Origin of the sequence: Bacillus australimaris (assembly GCF_001307105.1) — a bacterium.
Lineage (GTDB): Bacteria > Bacillota > Bacilli > Bacillales > Bacillaceae > Bacillus > Bacillus australimaris.
Genome location: NZ_LGYN01000001.1, coordinates 463,589 through 480,741 on the forward strand (window position 1 = coordinate 463,589; position 17,153 = coordinate 480,741).

The following is a 17,153-nucleotide window of genomic DNA, read 5'->3' on the forward strand; positions in this document are numbered from 1 at the left end:
TGGATGACCCCCTCACTTAATTAACCGCTTTCATTTCTCCCTGTGCTTCCACTGTAAACAGTAGAAGACCTTTCACCCTTCTTCTATAAAACCACATATTCTGCATGGACAAGTTTTGCAAATTGAACAATTTGATCAACTGTTAAATGAAGAGACACGACGGTATGATGGCCCCCGCCTTGCTTAATCCATGCTTTGACGCCATCCTGAAAATTCGGTTTGATTTTCCACAGCACACGCGCAACTGGTAAATGAGGTGCTGCTTCCTCCGGCTCAAAGGCTTCGACTTCTTGTATAAGCCATTTGAAATGAGTTCCAAAATCGGCTATAGAGACAACTACGCCCTCTCCTGCTTTGCCATCAAACACAAGACGAGCTGGATCTTCCCGGTTTCCGATTCCAAGTGGAGACACGACTATGACAGGTTTCGTATGGGCGAGCGCTGGGTCTACTTCTAGCATATGAGATTGCAGCACCGCTTCCTGTCCGGAGGTCATTTCATACGTGTAGTCCTCCATAAATCCAGTGGATTGATGATGACTCATCACCTTTAATAAGCGGTCCAGTGCGGCCGTTTTCCAATCGCCTTCCCCAGCAAAACCGTATCCCTTTGCCATCAGCCGCTGTACCGCAAGGCCAGGCAGCTGCTTCATCCCATGTAAATCTTCAAAGTTTGTTGTAAAGGCATGATAGCCGCCTTCATCTAAGAAACGTTTAATGGCGATTTCATATCGTGCCTGTACCTTGACGCTTTTTTCAAAATCTTCAACGGAATACGTTCCATAATTCACATCATATTGCGTTAAATACTCAGCAAATAATGCATCTACCTCTGCTTCTTCTACTGCATTTACATATTCAACGAGATCACCTATTCCAAAGTAATCAACGGTCCACCCTAATTGAATCTGCGCTTCAATTTTATCGCCTTCTGTTACCGCCACATGGCGCATGTTATCTCCAAACCGGGCTACTTTGATGTGAAAGCTTTCATGATAGGCAGCCGCAACGTCCATCCAATCAGCGATTTGCTGCTGCACTTCCGGCTTAGACCAATGACCGGCTACAATTTGGTTTTGTTTATTTAAGCGTGCATTGATATAGCCATATTCTCTGTCGCCATGTGCGGATTGATGGAGATTCATATAGTCCATATCAATCGTGTCCCAAGGGATCTTTTCATAATATTGTGTGACAAGATGCAAAAGAGGTTTTTGCAAAAGATTGGTCCCGCGTATCCACATTTTCGCTGGTGAAAATGTATGCATCCACGTCATCACACCAATGACTTCATCGCGATAATTGACCTCTTTCATCAGCTTTGTGATTTGATCTGCGCTGACAGCCAGCTCCTGCAAAATCACTGGATAAGGAAGTAAGCCACTCTCATTTAAAGCATCTGTCATCTTTTGTGCATTTGCTTTTACCTTCTGCAATGCTTCATCACCATATAAATGCTGTGACCCAACGATAAACCAAAACTCTTTTCTCTGACTTATTAACATAGAAATCCCTCTTTTCTTTATCTTGAAGGTTTTTGTCCATAATACGCATGCTTGCCATGTTTTCTTAAGTAATGTTTATCTAAAATTCGCTGCGGCAATGGCTCAGCAAATTCGTTCAATTGCTTGGCAAAAAGATTCATTTTCGCAACTTCTTCTAGAATGACACTGTTTGTGACTGCACTTTTTGCGTCTTTCCCCCATGTAAATGGACCGTGACCTTGTAGCAATACACCCGGCACTGCCATCACATCTAGGTTTCTTTTCTCAAACGTTTCGATGATCAATCGGCCAGTTTCTACCTCATAACCGCGATTGACTTCTTCTTCTGTCAGAAATCGAGCACACGGAACAGCGCCGTAAAATGTATCGGCATGTGTTGTGCCCATTGCCTGTAAATCGAGACCTGCCTGCGCCCAAACAGTTGCCCACATGGAATGGCTATGTGAAATGCCGCCAATTCCCTCAAAATGTTTGTATAGAACTGCATGTGTAGCGGTATCTGATGAAGGGCTGAGTTCTCCTTCGACCACTTTGCCGTCAAAGTCGACAACGACCATGTCTTTTGCTGATAATTGGTCATACGCAATGCCGCTCGGCTTAATCACAAACAAACCACTGTCACGATCACATGCACTGACATTGCCCCATGTAAATTTCACAAGCCCGTATTTTGGCAAATCCAAATTCGCTTGAAATACTTCTTCTTTTAAGCGCTCTAGCATACGGTTGTCACTCCTTTCTTTGGCATTAGATGCGCTACTGCCGCTTGTTCAATCGGAAGCCCTTCTTGATAGCGCTTTAAAAATTCGTCAAAGCCTTTGACATCGAGTGGATTGGGCTCCATCAATTCTTCTGCTGTATGTGCAAACACTTGCTCGTCTAGAAATTCAGCCAATGTTTGCTGATGTTGATGGGCCATATATGAAGCAAGGACCGCCATCCCAAACGCACCGCCTTCTCCCGCTGTTGAAACGACCGATACAGGTGTATTAAGCGCTGCGGCAACCATTTTTTGTCCAACGAGCGGTGTTTTAAATAATCCTCCATGCCCTAGTAAGCGGTCAATCACGACATGTTCCTGTTCCTTTAAGCGATCCATGCCTATTTTCATTGCACCAAAAGCAGAGAATAGATGAGTTCGCATAAAATTAGCGAGGGTAAAGCGGCTTTCAGCAGATCTGACAAAAAGAGGTCTCCCTTCTGGCAATCTTGTAATATTTTCACCAGAATAATAGCCATAGCTTAACAGTCCGCCGGCATCATGATCTGCTTCTAAAGCTTGCTGCAATAAGGCTGCGTATAACCTTTCTGATGCGACTTGCATACCTAGTGCTTCAAATGCTTCTTTGAAGATATTCATCCAAGCGTTTAGGTCACTTGTACAGTTATTTGCATGAACCATAGCGACTGGAAGTCCATCCGGCGTCGTGACAAGATCCACTTCTGGATACACGCCTTTTAGATCCTGCTCCAGGACAATCATGGCAAAAACCGATGTCCCAACAGAAATATTCCCAGTCCGTCTTTCTACACTGTTTGTCGCCACCATCCCTGTTCCAGCGTCACCTTCCGGCGGGCAAAATGGAATGCCTGGCTGCAAATGTTTACCTTGATCTAAAATGGCTGCTCCTGCTGCCGTTAAGACGCCAGCCTCCTCGCCTGCTAAATAGACACGCGGCAAAAGGTGACGAAGCTTCCACGGATAGCCTTTTTCTGCAATCAATGCTTCAAATTGCTGGAGCATCACCTCATTGTAGTCCTTCGTTTGTTCGTCAATTGGAAACATTCCTGACGCATCGCCAATACCAATGGCCTGCTTTCCGGTTAAGAGCCAGTGAATGTAACCTGACAGGGTGGTCATATATTCTAATCGGGAAAGATGTTTTTCTTCTCCTAATATGGCTTGATACAAATGGGCAATACTCCATCTTTCTGGAATATGAAACTGAAATACATCTGTCAGCTTCTGACTCGCCTCGATTGTCGTTGCATTCCGCCATGTTCGGAACGGAACGAGGACCTCTCCTGTATGGTCACATGCGACATAGCCATGCATCATCGCTGATACCCCGATTGAACCAATGGTCTGGATGGTCACACCATACTTTTGCTTTGCTTGTTCCTTCATCTCTCGATACGCCACTTGCAAACCTGTAATGATCTCGATTAAGTTGTACGTCCATATTCCATCCTGGAGAGAACTTTCCCATTCAAATGCACCTTGTGCAATTGGCTGAAACGCCTCATCTATTAAAATGGCTTTAATTCGTGTTGAACCAAATTCAATGCCTAAAGATGTCCGTCCTTCCTTCAAGGCTTTGGTCGTCTCTTCGTGATTCAATCTGCGTTCACCCCCATGATTGATAGCGGTTTCATTTTTCTTTTTCTAGATTCATTGATTCTATGTGCACAATCACAATATAATATTTGTACGTACATATGTCAATAATTAATATAGTTGTACATACACAATGTGACAAAAACCTTCATTTTTTATGAATTGACATAACAGAAACTGAAGGCGCCTGTTTTTGGTTCGACAACCATGTTAAAATATGTCCATACAATTTCTTCTCAATCCGAGTAGATGATCAACTGAGAAAGAAGTGAAACGATGAAAAAGAAGTACCAGATCATTATCGATGATATAAAAAGCAAAATACTCACAGGGGATTATCCAATCGGAGAGCGTATTCCAACCGAATCAAGCCTGCAAGACATGTATCAAGTAAGCCGGCATACCGTTCGAAAGGCCATCTTAGAATTGTCCAGCGAAGGATTTTTGCGAAGTGAAAAAGGTTCGGGTACATTTGTGACCAATCAATATCAAACAAAACCGGCTGGACATGCACATATGAAGACGATTGGGGTCATTACAACATACATATCTGATTACATTTTCCCTTCCATCATTCGAGGCATTGAAAGTCGATTAAACGAGGAGAACTATTCTTTGTTACTGGCAAGTACAAATAACGATGTCGAGCAGGAGAAAAAAGCGCTGGAAATGATGCTGTCCTTTGGTGTGGATGGACTCATTGTCGAGCCGACGAAAAGCAATTTATATAATCCGAACATTTCTTACTATCTATCCTTTAAGGAACAGGACGTACCGCTTATTATGATCAATGCTTATTATGAGCAGTTAGAGGTTCCTTTTCTTTGTTTGGATGATGTGAAGTCCAGCTATTTAGCCACAAAAGAGCTGATCACCTCAGGGCATCGGCAAATCGGACTGATTTCAAAAACAGATGATTTACAGGGAAAATATCGGATGAAGGGCTATATTCAAGCGTTAGGTGAAGCTAAGCTTAATTTCCTGCCTGAGCATGTGCTCTTTTTCGATACAGAATCGAAGCAGCATTTGGGAGATGATATCAAAACATTCTTAATGACGCACCAGCATGAGCTGACGGCCCTTGTTTGCTATAACGATGAGGTTGGATTAGAAGTCGCCAATGTATGCAGCAAAATCGGACTGTCCGTTCCAAATGATCTCTCGATTATTGGACAGGATAATTCGTATATTGCCCAGAAAAATGCCCATGTAAAGATGACAACACTGACCCATCCTCAGGAGAAAATGGGCCGGGATGCAGCAGACTGGATGATTAAAAAAGTTCAAGGAAAAAAGAATCTACCTGATCAAACATTTTACGAGCCTGAATTGATTCCAGGTGAAACGATTAAACTGCTGAATGCACGAAAAAAATGAGCCCTTTTAGCCGGGGGCTCATTTTGTTTTAGATTCCAGCATATTCATCAGATCATATGCGATTCGGTCTGGGGAATCTTGTGTGAGTCGATTGCGGTAATTGGATAAGACGACCACACCTGTTTTTGAATTCGGGCGGAACCCCATAAAGCTGGAGAAGCCAGATGTAGCACCATTATGACAAATCAGTCCTGTGTCATCTATGACCCAGCCGAGTCCCATTGACATATTTATGCCCATTTTCCGTCTTGGTTCGTGCGTCATCTTCCACGGAGAATCCGCATCTACGCTTAGATGGGCAGAGAGAAATGACAATAAATCTTTGATGGTCGAGCGAATGGCGCCCGCTCCTTGATAGTCTTGCATGTGAAGCGGAGGAACTTCTTTCCCATTTTCTTGATGACCTAAAATCATCTTTTCTTTTACGTCATCATTGATGGCAATAAAGGTGCTTGATAGATGAAGCTCATCTGCGATATATTCCTTCAGAAGCTGTTCATACGTTTTGTGACAAGACCAGCCCATGATCAAACCAAGCAGCCCCATGCCCACATTGGAATAACGAGATGGAAAGTTGTTTAACTGATTCCATTTTTTCGAGTTTAACAGTTTCATTAATTCATCGAGTGAATATTGACAGTACATATCTCTTCTAACTTTAGGGAGGAAACATAGCTGCAGGTCTCTAAGGAGTCGATGTGGAGGAAGGCCAGACGTGTGTGTTGCTAGCTGCTCTATTTGAATGGGGTGATTCTTTCTAACGTGAGGACAGTAAAGCGAAATCGAATCATCGAGTTTCATCTGTCCTTTTTGCACCATGCTGGCCATTATACTTGTCGTAAAGACTTTTGAAATAGAGCCAATCTCAAAAATGACATCCTCTGGCTGGACCCGCTCTTGAATAGGATGATTCCCGAAATGAAAGACATATGTTTCCCCTTGATGAATGAGACCAATCATAAGCAGTGCCTGTTTCTTTTTCTCCGTATATGAAGAAGCAATTCGCTGAACTTCTTGTTTAAGCCTCATCATTCCTCATCCTTTCCCTTTTGTGCGATCCATTGATCAAGCTTTGCATAAATGGATCTCAATGCGCTGATCTCATCGAGGGTTAACTTTGAGTAATATTTTTCAATAATCGCTAGCTCTATCTTTCGCATATTCTCAAGATACGTCTTTGCCTTTTCAGAAAGTTCTACATGCAGTTCCCTCCGATTATTCGGGTTAATGCTACGCCGGATCCATTCCTTCTTTTCAAGAGTGTTTAACAGCTGGCTCACTGCACTTTGAGTGATCCCTAACTGCTGGGCAATTTGAATAGGAGAACTTCCGCGATTTTGCTCAATGAAATTCAGCACAATATGCTGCTTATCCGTTAACTCATCTACAAATAATTCCTCAAATTCTAATCGGAGTTTTTGATGAATACGTGCTTCAATATGGTTTATCTCTTGGATCAAAGCTGTTTTGGGTGTCACTGTCATCACCTTCATAGTTAAGATAACTTAATTATAAACATAACTTTATGATTAATCAAGAAAAAATCCCCATCTTATAAAAAGATAGGGAAATTGTCTATTATGCCTCTTCTTTAGGGGTAGGCACTGCGCAAACACCATCTGCACAGGCCGCTTCAAATGAATTGGCAGCCTCTTTCTCAGCCTGATCTGCTTCCTCTGTCCAAGCCGTTTCAAGTGCACGCAGGAAGGTCTCAGCTGGCTGTGCACCCGCAACTGAGTATTTGTTATTGATCAAGAAAAACGGAACAGCTTGAATACCCAGCTGTCTCGCTTCCTTTTCATCTTCTCGTACATGATCTGAAAATTCTTCGCCGCTTAAAACTTGCTGTACTTCCTTCAAATCAAGACCTGCTTTTTCTGCTATTTCTAGAAGGATTTGACGATCACCAACATGCTTTCCATCTGTAAAATACGCTTGAAATAGCTCTTCCATGACGAAATCACCTTTCCCCTTTTGACCAGCATATTGCGCCAATCGATGGGCATCAAAGGTGTTGGTCAACACGAGCGGATCGAATTGAAAATCGATTCCTTTCTCTTTGCCGGCCTGCTTCACCTGCTCATTCATCGCCATTGCCCGGCTGCGGCTCATGCCATATTTTTTGACAAGCATATCGTGAACGTCATGATCGACATCAAGAGGCGCATGTGGATCCAGCTCAAAGCTTTTAAACTCTATCTCTACCTGCTCATTCTCTGGGAATTGTCCAAGCGCTGTTTCCAGCTGTTTTTTTCCTATATAACAAAAAGGACAGGCGATATCTGACCAAATTTGTACTTTCATCTTCATCTTCCTTCCGTGCTGTGCTTTTTCTTTAACGATGTAACAATTATAGTTACATCAAATCATTTATGTCAAGATTCTGCTCTTGATTTAGACGAAAAAAGCCTTTCCTTCTTAGTAAGGAAAGGCTTTGAAGATATCTATTCTAAATTCGCATGGTGACCGTACATCGTATGTGTGTCGAGTTCTTTCATTTCCATTAACCGTAAAATAACCGCATCGTACATGAGAAGAAGCGATTGTTCAAATAGTGAACCCATCGGCTGAATGGTATGATGACTTCCTTCCTGTTGATCCTTTGGCGCACCTGACAGTAAGATGACTTCATCCGACAGATCAGCTATAGGTGACTCAGCTGAAAGCGTGAAAGCTGCCACTTTTCCGCCAATTGCTTTTGCCTTTTTTGTGAGCACAAGCAACGTCTCTGTTCGACCAGAGCCGCTCCCTACAATCAAGAGATCCTCTTCTGTAAAGGAAGGTGTATTCGTTTCACCGATGACATAAGCCTCTATGCCAATATGCGTAAGTCTCATCGCAAACGATTTCCCCATCAAGCCAGACCTGCCTGCACCTGCTACAAAGACCTTTCTTGCAGCTAAAATGCTTGAGACAAGACGCTCCGCTTGTTCGTCTTGAATAGCGGGCGAGTGCTCAGAAAGCTCATTCAAAATGGCCTTCACATAGTCACTAATTTTCATGATTGTGCGATCAACTGCTTCATTTGTGCAGCCACTTCTGCTTTATTGTCCTGGCTTGCGATACCGCCGCCGACAATGATTAGATCAGGATTTAATTTCACAACTTCAGGTAACGTATCAAGCTTAATGCCGCCTGCAATAGCTGTTTTCGCCTGTTTGACCACTTGTTTAATCGTCATAAGGTCAGCAAATGAGTTTTGACCAACCGCTTGTAGGTCATAGCCTGTGTGTACACAAATATAATCGACTCCCAGCTCATCCAGCTCTTTTGCACGGCCTGCGATATCTTTGATACCAATCATATCAACTAAAATCTGTTTTCCTCTTGCTTTCGCTTCTTTCACCGCTCCTTGAATGGACATATCTTCTGCAGCTGCAAGAATGGTGACGATATCTGCTCCAGCTTCGGATGCCTGCTGCACTTCATAACCGGCAGCATCCATAATTTTCAGATCAGCGAGCACACGTAAATTCGGAAAAGCCTGTTTGACTTCTTTTACAGCACGAAGCCCTTCGTTAATCACAACAGGTGTACCAATTTCGACCACATCAATGGATGCTTCTACTTCTTTGATCAGTTCAATTGCTTCTGGTATATTCACTAAATCTAATGCTAATTGTAATTTCATCAACTGTCACTCCCGTTTTTTCATCTCGTCTTCAAGAGCTCCGCGGATGATGCATCTTGAATCTTTCTTGCATGGAACGAGTATAACAACAGAAATGAAGCAATCCAAGTACGCACTTTTTTTTTACATACTATACTTTTTCGCATATGGTTACAAAAAAGATACTGTCTTTTGGCCAGTATCTCAGTGTGAATGAAAAGAAGACAAAGGGCGAAAATAAAGTTATTTTCGCCCTTTGTCTACAATCGGTGGTATGACTATTTATCGTCCTTTAAAAAATTGCTATCGAGATACTGTTTTCCCCAATCATACATCGCCTCTAAAATCGGCATTAAGCTTTCTCCAAGTTCTGTGAGAGAATACTCAACCTTTGGCGGGACGACAGGATAAACCTCCCGGTGCACAATGTGATCTTCCTCTAATTCTCTTAGCTGATTGACAAGCATTCTTTGCGTAATCCCTGGCATTAACGACTTTAACTCACCAAAACGTTTTGTCCCTTCTCTGCCAAGGTGCCATAAAATCAGCATTTTCCACTTACCGCCGATAATATTCAGCGTCAGCTCTTTTTCGCAATTGAACACTTTATTTTCCATTCGTGATGACAACAACATACACTCCTTTAATAACAAACCACTTAGGTTTTATCATAACTGCAACAAAATGGATTGTCGAACATACGGTCTTCGTTATTGATTTTGTTTTTTGACAAAAGCCATCACAGCCTCCGTCATTTTTTGTGCTTCTTTAGGCGCTCTGTCTGATCCAAACCATTTATTAAGGTCACTGTGGCTCAGTGTATGCACCCGAAAAACAAACCGAGAGCCTTTGTCATGATTCAGTTTTTCAGCAAACCGGTACACTTCAGGATTTTCCCAGCGTGTCACCAAATAGACAGGCGGTAAATTCGCTTGATTCATATAAGTGACAGGTGATGCCTTTGTCCAATTTTTTTCTTGTTTGCCAAATACTTTTTTATACGATGGTATGGCTTGTATAAATTGATTGATGTTTAGCGGTCCATCTAAAATAACGATGGAATTGATCGTTTTTGATGACAGCCCTACACGTTTTAAGTAGGTCGAATCTGTGGCAACCAATGCCGTCAAATGACCGCCCGCCGAGTGACCCATGACATTGATTTTTGATGGATCGATTTGATACTCATCCGCATGATCCTTGACCCATTTAATGGCATGTGCCGTATCATCTGCCATCTGCTCATAGTTGGCATTAGGGTGAAGCCGGTAATTCATTGAGACAAAGACATATCCCTGACGAGTAAAATAGTCAGCCTTCGAAGCAACTCTATTCTTATCGCCGCCTGTCCAGCCGCCGCCATGGAGATAGATCATGACTGGATGCTTCTTTTTGACTTCATTTTTGCCCTTCGGCATATACATATCGAGAGTTTGCTGTTTGTTTTGTGTGTCTGCATAATGGATGTTCGTCGTCGGCTTAGGCTGGTTGAAACGGAACACAAAGAATGCGCAAACCAATAAGCCAGCGATGACCGCCGCAAATAAGAGCCATTTCATGATTCGATTCAATGTCATTGCACCTTTCTGTGTTGGGATGGGGAAGGATAAATGTTTAAGTACAGACGATATATGGGCGAATTCCAGATGGTTTTCTGCTTGTTGAGTCGCAGATTCTATATGGGATGCGCAGGGCAATACAATTGATCAAGTCGTCATGTTCATTATACTCTTTAAAGTAGTGAGATTCATTGATTTGGTTTAGATGGGTAAAGTCAAAACCAGTGATAAATTGCTGGATTTTTTCATCTAATAACCATGCCATAGTTTGTCCTCCAAGAGTTTATTGTATAAGTGCAATGATTCGTTTTCTTGTTTCTTCATTGTATTGAACATAGGAATGTAATAAAGGATACGATTCAAGAATATGTTGAAACGTTTTGATTTGTGGATATTGTTCTTCAAATGACTGCTGCAGCACCTTTAATTGTCTTTTCGGTATCCGTTTGTTATCGACCACATAACTCAAACTGCCTGCCACAAGTGTGAAAAACATATAAAAATCTCCGGAGCACATTCCGGTTTCTTCCTCAAAAGAGACGATATCATCTGGATAAACGGAATGAAATAAGTATTGATAGCGCTGTTGCAAATCATTGATTAAGTCTTTTTTATCTTGTCTGACGTTCATAGACCTTTACACCTTTCTCTCAATGCTTTTTAAGATACTCATTAAATCGTCCTCAGTAATTGTTACTCCTCTATTCAAACCGCATGTTACATTACGAATAATTAGATAGCATTAGAGTGAAATATTCATTGAATGTTTTTTCATCCTTCAATAACAGCTCTAACCAATTTGCTAAAACAGGGTGATTCAATGGTTTCCATCCTTCTTCTAATAACATATTTTTTGCAGAATCTTTTGTTGATACCATACCTATTATACAAATTTCCATATCTCTATCTGCCCAAATCGCCCACTGCAAAGAATGAGATAACCAGATCACTATATTCGAGTTCGTAATGATATTATCAGCTATGGAACCATTTGGGTGCATCCAGAGGGCATTTACATAATCCTCACCTGAAATGTTTACACTCGCTTTCAGCCAATGATAATAGCCAAATTATTCCAAATAATATTCAGTTGGATCTGGTTGAAGGACTCCAGTCAAAAATTCTCTATCTTGTGTAACAGTTGATAACTCTTTTATGGTTGGTAAAATATCATCACTCAATGCCCAATCAAACTCTTGAAACAAAAAACAATCCATATTCTGACGAAAAACTTGTTGTGGCAGTTTTTTATCTTGATCAAATACACGATCCACTAAGTTCTGATAGAACCTGAATTCTTTTTCTGAACGAACAAATAAGTGCTCAAGCTGCTTCAAGCCAATGCCCCCTTTCTACATCATTCATGTGATTTTTCGTTCTTTCTCTAAAATAAATCCGTATATCATCATTTTATCAATACTTCTTCTTTTTTCCATATAAAAAAGCATCCTAAACGGATGCTTCTATCAAATGATATTTTTTTAAAATACGATAAGTGATTTCTTTTGCTTCTATACCGGTGCCTTCAATATTTGTGGCGAAGATGTAGGTTTTGTTTTTATGTTTGAGGAAGCCTACGTACCAGCCGATGCCTGAGCCGGAGCCTGTTTTTCCGTATAGAGTGGCATTTTCCTCTTCTTCTTGTATCATCATTCGTTTGACCGTTCTCATGGCAGATAGGTCAAATGGGAGACTTTCTTCATATAGCTGTTTGAGGAAATGGACTTGTTCTATTGAAGAAATGCGCAACGAACTGCTTAACCAAAATTGATCGATTCCGCCAGATATGTCTTCATTGCCATAGTGAATGGCTTTCACCCAATGGCTCATGTGTTCTTCCCCGATGTCACGCGCCATGGCTTGATAGTACCAGACGACTGAATCTCTCATGCCAGAGCCCAGTGTATGATCCTTATTCCAGTTATCAATTTCTCTTTTTACTCCGTCCCAATATTTGATGTCATATTCATCTCTCACCGCGCCGGTTTGGAGTCCGATGAGGGCATTTGCCACTTTAAATGTTGATTGTGGGGCAAAGCGCTTATTCGCTCTTTTTTTGTTATATACCCATGGCGATTTTTCTTTTACTTCTTGTATCACAAATGTGCCTTCCCTGTCTTTCAAGAATTCATCTACTGACCATGCTGGTGATGTTCCCTCACTTGATGACGGGTGACCGATACAAAGCGTCATCAGCATAATGGAGGAAACCAGCCATTTCATATGCTTTTTCTTCAAAAAAACCACTCCTTCTCCCATGATTTGTATCGATTGTAGCATGCCTGAGCGAGGAGACATAAGGTACGCTTGTCCTCTTTTCTACCAAATAAAAAAAGCCGGTTTCATCCGGCTTTCTGATCATATTAGCTTTCTTTTTTCTCTTCAATGGCCTGCTTTGCGATTTTTGAAATCGTCATATCATCCATTGGCGGGTTATGAAGTCCAGCACGAATATCGCGATAGTAACGCTGTAGCGGACAGCCGAGACTTAGGCTTTTCGCGCCAACTAAACGCATGGCTTTATCGACCACTTGCAGACTATGATTGACGACTGTATGTTTCACAACACCAAATTCATTGTTTAACAGTTCTCTTTTCTCTGGATGCTCATACAACGCTGCCGCTGAATAAATGACGTGACGTGCTTGCTTGAGCAGTAAATCGATTTCACCAATCAGTGTTTGGACATTTGGCAGATCACTAATCGTTCCGCTGATACTGTTCGGTGAATGTGTGATGGCATACTGAACAGCATAGTCTCTTGCCGCTTGCGCAATCCCTAAATAGCAGGAAGGAATATGAGCGATCCAAGGATTTAGCATACCGCCCCGAGGCCCTTTATGCACTTCAACAAGCATGTCATCTGAGACCTTTACCTGATCTAAGATTAAATCATGGCTTTCTGTTCCTCTCATGCCCACAACATCCCATGTTTCTTCTATAGATATACCTTCTGTGTCACGGTGAATTAAGAAAAATCCCATTGCCTCTTTTTCTTCAATCCACACGCCAACTAAAAAGTATGTGAGCGCTGGTGACATCGTTGTGAAAATTTTACGTCCATTGATCACCCATTGATCACCTGATCTAACCGCTGTTGTCCCAGGCTTGCCACCTCTTGTTGGACTGCCTGTCTGCGCCTCACTCACAGCACGGTTGACAAGAGCGCCCTTCTTCACTTCTTCCGCAAAGAATTGCAGCTGCTTCTCACTCCATTGTTTCTTTTCATAAATTTCGCCTACTACCCCTTGGTGCCAGCCAATCGATAAGGCAGTCGCTCCATCCATACTGCCAAGCGTTTCTTGAAACAGAACCATATCCTTGACAGATTGACCTCCGCCTCCATATTCACTAGGGAGAGACAAAGTTGTATATCCCATATCTACTAATGATTCGATATTCTTTTTAGGAAAATAAGCGCCTTCATCATGTTCTTTTGCGGTTTGTTCGATCGTTTCACGAAGAGATTCTAGTTGATTGAGCCATGTTTTTTGAAAATCGGTATCGACAAATAATGCTTTAGACAAAACGTTCCAACTCCTCTGTTTCTCACAATCTATGATATCTTATTTTTCCAATTGGAATGAATAAAACACACTTTACTTATAGGATTTAATGTGTTAAATTTTATCAATATTAAGTACATATGTCAAAGGAACGTGATGCTTTTATGATCTCAGCTACTAATCTACATAAATCTTATGGGCAGACCCATGTGTTAAAAGGCATTGATTTCGCCGTACAAGAAGGTGAAGTGGTCGCAATTATTGGACCGAGCGGATCAGGAAAAACAACACTTCTTCGCAGTTTAAACAGCCTCGACATTCCAGATAAAGGAGAGCTGACTGTTGGAGAAGCAACGATTCAATTTGAACGATACCATAAAAAAGATCTTTTAAAATTAAGACAGCAATCTTCCATGGTATTTCAGCATTATCACTTGTTTCAAAATAAACGAGCACTTGAAAATATTACAGAAGGATTGATTGTGTCTCAAAACATGTCTAAGAAAGATGCTGAAAAAGTTGGAGAGCAATTTTTAGCGCGGATTGGACTGCTGCATAAAAAAGATGCATTTCCGAGTGAATTATCTGGTGGTCAGCAGCAGCGCATTGGAATTGCCCGTGCTCTTGCGATGAACCCTGCTGTGCTTTTGTTTGATGAACCTACGTCCGCACTGGACCCAGAGATGGTAGGAGAAATCCTTGAAATGATCAAGGATATTGCGAGCCAAGGGATGACGATGGTCATTGTGACACATGAAATTTCGTTTGCAAAGGATGTAGCGGATACGGTGATCTTTATGGCAGATGGGGAAATTGTCGAAAAAGGCTCACCAGAAGACGTCCTGATGAAGCCTCAGCATGAACGAACGAAACAATTTTTATCCAGAATTCATCGTGGAATGTGGCAAGGATCGGAGGAAGACATATGAAGCAAAAGACAGCATTCATGACATCTGGTGTCCTTCTGTTTCTCCTCTCTCTTATTGGCTGCAGCAGTGTAAAAACAACAACAGATGATGGGAAACAAATTGTGAAAGTCGCACTGAGTGCAGAGGTCAATCCCCCCTTTTTAGCAACAAATGACCGAAACGAACCGATTGGCTATAACATTGATTATTTAAATGAAGTGGAAAAAAGACTTCCGCACATACATTTTGATTACATCTTTGGCGAGGAAGAATCCAATTTAATTGGTGTTGGCGCAGGGAAGTTTGAAATGGCAGCTAATTGGTTTTTTAGTAACCCTGAACGCGAAAAGCGGTTCCTTTATCCTAAGGTTCCGTACGGCTATTCAATGACAGGCTTAATTGTGAATGAATCAAACCAAGATATTCAATCGCTTGAAGATTTGACATCCAAAAAGCTCGCTCCTGTCAGTCCTAGCGGGGGCTTACGTTCGATATTAAATCAATATAATGAAGAACATGATCCGGATATTCCGCTGACAACCATTGAAAGCCCTTCAAATGAACTCAACTTAAAGCGCGTTGAAAGCGGACGGTCCGATGCGGCATTTATGAACATTTCGACCTTTGATACCATTCAAAAGCATCTGAACCTGAAGGTCAAGGTTGGCGGCATAGTGTCAAAGGAACCCATTTATCTCGTCTTACAGCCAAGTGAAAAGCAGCTTGCAGAAGATTTGGACCGGGTTACACAAAAGATGATTGATGATGGAACATTGCCTAAGCTTGCCAAAAAGTGGTTTGGGGTTGATTTCTTTCAAAATATTGACTACATCTCAGAGCAAGGCTACCAATATGAAGAAAGGAAGGAAGCGTCATGACGTTTACAGCTGGAGATTGGCTGCGAATTTTTTTACAGGTACTTGAACGCCTGCCACTCACTTTTCTTATTATTGCAGTGTCATTGCTATTTGCTATCATCATAGGACTCGTATTTGCATGCATTCGTATTAAACATATCCCAGTGTTGAAGCAATTGGCCGTCGTTTATTTATCTTTTACACGAAGTACGCCTTTAATTGTTCAGTTATTCTTAATTTATTTTGGACTGCCTCAGCTTTTACTTTTGGCAGGGATTGAAATCAATCATTGGGATCGTGTGTTATTTGTGATGATGACATTTTCTTTACATACGGGTGCTTATTTATCTGAAGTTTTTCGCAGTGCGTATTCATCTGTTGGGAAAGATCAGCTTGAAGCGGCCTACATTGTTGGGATGACAGATACTCAGGCCTTGATCAGGATCATTATTCCCCAGGCCTTTCTCATTGCACTGCCAAACCTCGGAAATTACACCATTGATCTCGTGAAAGACACGGCGATTGCGTTTACGATCGGGCTCATTGATATCATGGGACAGGTGAAGATCATTCTAGGTAATAACTATGGAATCGGCATGTTTGAAGTGTATGTGATCATTGCGATTGTGTACTGGCTTATATGTATGTGCATTGAACTGATCACCATGCTGCTTGAAAAGAAATTTGTGAAAGGCCGCACCAGCCTGTCACGCTAAGGAGGCGATTTGATGCAAACCATTGATATTCCATTTGCGATTGACCAAGTACCTCATATTCTAAAGGGCGTTCCTTTTACCTTATTGATTGCACTTGTTTCCATGGCTGTGAGCCTTTTAATTGGATCTGTTTTTGCTTTCATTCGTCTCTTTCGTATCCCTGTCTTTAGACAGTTTGTCACGCTCTATGTCTCCTTTTTTAGAGGAACGCCTCTTATTGTTCAACTGTTTGCTTTCTTTTATGGGCTACCTTTTCTTTTAACGAGCATGAGCGGCACATTCGGGCTGACTTTTCATCCGGATATCGTCTCCCCGTTAGCTGTTGCCCTTATTACCTTCAGCCTCCATTCAGCCGCCCATTTAACAGAGGTGGTTCGGAGTGCGCTTTTCGCGGTAGACAAAGGGCAGCTTGAAGCGGCAAAAATTGTAGGTATGACCACAAGGCAGGCGATGCTGCGCATTATTTTGCCGCAGGCATTTGTTGTCGCCTTACCGAACCTAGGCAATCAGCTCGTTCAGCTATTAAAAGCGACATCTCTTGCGTTTACAATTGGTGTACTCGAAATCATGGGTATTTCCCGAATCATTGCAAATGATGGGTATCAGTTTTTAGAAACTTACCTCGTCTCTGCTTTGATCTATTGGCTGCTGAGCATTTTCTTTGAATTAGCTTTTGCCTTGTTAGAGAAGCGTGTCAGCGTGTACGGAAGATCTCTCGGACGTTAAAAAATCGATCAGGCCCGAAAACCTGATCGATTTTTTTATTCATTCTTTTTG

20 protein-coding genes are annotated in these 17,153 nt (G+C 41.8%); 5 read left to right on the plus strand and 15 right to left on the minus strand.

All coding sequences use genetic code 11. The features are described from left to right. Positions 1 to 83: 83 nt before the first annotated feature. Genes araA through AKG37_RS02515 form a run of 3 tightly spaced genes read right to left on the minus strand, consistent with a single transcriptional unit; the run spans position 84 to position 3,846 of the window. On the minus strand, positions 84 to 1,505 hold the full coding sequence (gene araA, locus AKG37_RS02505; protein ID WP_060697424.1) for an L-arabinose isomerase: 1,422 nt from the start codon (positions 1,503 to 1,505) through the stop codon (positions 84 to 86). A 17-nt stretch (positions 1,506 to 1,522) separates the two neighbouring features. Continuing rightward, on the minus strand, positions 1,523 to 2,227 hold the full coding sequence (locus tag AKG37_RS02510; protein ID WP_060697425.1) for an L-ribulose-5-phosphate 4-epimerase: 705 nt from the start codon (positions 2,225 to 2,227) through the stop codon (positions 1,523 to 1,525). Next, the gene (locus tag AKG37_RS02515; protein ID WP_060697426.1) at positions 2,221 to 3,846 is read right to left on the minus strand and encodes a xylulokinase; all 1,626 of its coding nucleotides are present in this window, start codon (positions 3,844 to 3,846) and stop codon (positions 2,221 to 2,223) included. The genes AKG37_RS02510 and AKG37_RS02515 overlap by 7 nt, the downstream gene beginning before the upstream one ends. A gap of 273 nt (positions 3,847 to 4,119) precedes the next feature. On the opposite strand from AKG37_RS02515, the gene AKG37_RS02520 reads away from it, so the two are divergent. Next, positions 4,120 to 5,220 (plus strand): GntR family transcriptional regulator, encoded by a 1,101-nt coding sequence (locus tag AKG37_RS02520; protein WP_060697427.1) that lies wholly within the window; start codon positions 4,120 to 4,122, stop codon positions 5,218 to 5,220. 18 nt (positions 5,221 to 5,238) lie between these two features. Here the strand turns inward: AKG37_RS02520 and AKG37_RS02525 are convergent, their stop codons facing one another. From AKG37_RS02525 to AKG37_RS02580, 12 genes are all read right to left on the minus strand, one after another. Beyond that, positions 5,239 to 6,249 carry a serine hydrolase domain-containing protein gene (locus AKG37_RS02525; RefSeq protein WP_237697578.1) on the minus strand — a complete coding sequence of 337 codons (1,011 nt, stop codon included), beginning with the start codon at positions 6,247 to 6,249 and terminating at the stop codon, positions 5,239 to 5,241. Further along, positions 6,249 to 6,704 carry a MarR family winged helix-turn-helix transcriptional regulator gene (locus AKG37_RS02530; protein WP_077233681.1) on the minus strand — a complete coding sequence of 152 codons (456 nt, stop codon included), beginning with the start codon at positions 6,702 to 6,704 and terminating at the stop codon, positions 6,249 to 6,251. Before AKG37_RS02530 ends, AKG37_RS02525 begins: the two co-directional genes overlap by 1 nt. A 94-nt stretch (positions 6,705 to 6,798) precedes the next feature. Beyond that, positions 6,799 to 7,524, minus strand: coding sequence for a DsbA family oxidoreductase (locus AKG37_RS02535; protein WP_060697430.1), 726 nt, complete (start codon positions 7,522 to 7,524; stop codon positions 6,799 to 6,801). Between the two features lie 140 nt (positions 7,525 to 7,664). Continuing rightward, entirely contained in the window at positions 7,665 to 8,222 is a 558-nt protein-coding gene (hxlB, locus tag AKG37_RS02540) for a 6-phospho-3-hexuloisomerase (RefSeq protein ID WP_060697431.1), read from the minus strand. After that, positions 8,219 to 8,851: a 3-hexulose-6-phosphate synthase gene (gene hxlA, locus AKG37_RS02545; protein ID WP_024718772.1), complete on the minus strand. Its 633-nt coding sequence runs from the start codon at positions 8,849 to 8,851 to the stop codon at positions 8,219 to 8,221. The genes hxlB and hxlA overlap by 4 nt, the downstream gene beginning before the upstream one ends. A 257-nt stretch (positions 8,852 to 9,108) precedes the next feature. Next, on the minus strand, positions 9,109 to 9,465 hold the full coding sequence (hxlR, locus tag AKG37_RS02550; protein WP_029708013.1) for a transcriptional activator HxlR: 357 nt from the start codon (positions 9,463 to 9,465) through the stop codon (positions 9,109 to 9,111). Between the two features lie 75 nt (positions 9,466 to 9,540). Continuing rightward, on the minus strand, positions 9,541 to 10,407 hold the full coding sequence (locus AKG37_RS02555; protein WP_060697432.1) for an alpha/beta hydrolase: 867 nt from the start codon (positions 10,405 to 10,407) through the stop codon (positions 9,541 to 9,543). A 37-nt stretch (positions 10,408 to 10,444) separates the two neighbouring features. Continuing rightward, entirely contained in the window at positions 10,445 to 10,654 is a 210-nt protein-coding gene (locus AKG37_RS02560; protein WP_060697433.1) for a hypothetical protein, read from the minus strand. Between the two features lie 18 nt (positions 10,655 to 10,672). Then, a complete protein-coding gene (locus tag AKG37_RS02565; protein ID WP_060697434.1) occupies positions 10,673 to 11,020 on the minus strand; it encodes a YxiJ family protein in 348 nt (115 codons plus the stop codon). A 439-nt stretch (positions 11,021 to 11,459) separates the two neighbouring features. Next, positions 11,460 to 11,726, minus strand: a complete 267-nt coding sequence (locus tag AKG37_RS19115; protein WP_237697579.1) for a hypothetical protein — start codon at positions 11,724 to 11,726, stop codon at positions 11,460 to 11,462. A 112-nt stretch (positions 11,727 to 11,838) separates the two neighbouring features. Next, complete coding sequence (blaBPU, locus tag AKG37_RS02575; protein ID WP_060697752.1) at positions 11,839 to 12,627, minus strand: BPU family class D beta-lactamase; 789 nt, start codon at positions 12,625 to 12,627, stop codon at positions 11,839 to 11,841. A gap of 125 nt (positions 12,628 to 12,752) precedes the next feature. Next, positions 12,753 to 13,916 (minus strand): acyl-CoA dehydrogenase family protein, encoded by a 1,164-nt coding sequence (locus tag AKG37_RS02580; RefSeq protein ID WP_060697435.1) that lies wholly within the window; start codon positions 13,914 to 13,916, stop codon positions 12,753 to 12,755. A 143-nt stretch (positions 13,917 to 14,059) separates the two neighbouring features. On the opposite strand from AKG37_RS02580, the gene AKG37_RS02585 reads away from it, so the two are divergent. The 4 genes from AKG37_RS02585 to AKG37_RS02600 are packed head-to-tail and all read left to right on the plus strand — an operon-like array spanning position 14,060 to position 17,102. Further along, positions 14,060 to 14,824 (plus strand): amino acid ABC transporter ATP-binding protein, encoded by a 765-nt coding sequence (locus AKG37_RS02585; protein WP_060697753.1) that lies wholly within the window; start codon positions 14,060 to 14,062, stop codon positions 14,822 to 14,824. After that, positions 14,821 to 15,681 carry an amino acid ABC transporter substrate-binding protein gene (locus AKG37_RS02590; protein WP_060697436.1) on the plus strand — a complete coding sequence of 287 codons (861 nt, stop codon included), beginning with the start codon at positions 14,821 to 14,823 and terminating at the stop codon, positions 15,679 to 15,681. The genes AKG37_RS02585 and AKG37_RS02590 overlap by 4 nt, the downstream gene beginning before the upstream one ends. Then, complete coding sequence (locus tag AKG37_RS02595; protein ID WP_060697437.1) at positions 15,678 to 16,376, plus strand: amino acid ABC transporter permease; 699 nt, start codon at positions 15,678 to 15,680, stop codon at positions 16,374 to 16,376. Before AKG37_RS02590 ends, AKG37_RS02595 begins: the two co-directional genes overlap by 4 nt. Positions 16,377 to 16,388: 12 nt before the next feature. Then, on the plus strand, positions 16,389 to 17,102 hold the full coding sequence (locus AKG37_RS02600; RefSeq protein ID WP_060697438.1) for an amino acid ABC transporter permease: 714 nt from the start codon (positions 16,389 to 16,391) through the stop codon (positions 17,100 to 17,102). The last annotated feature ends 51 nt before the right edge of the window (positions 17,103 to 17,153 follow it).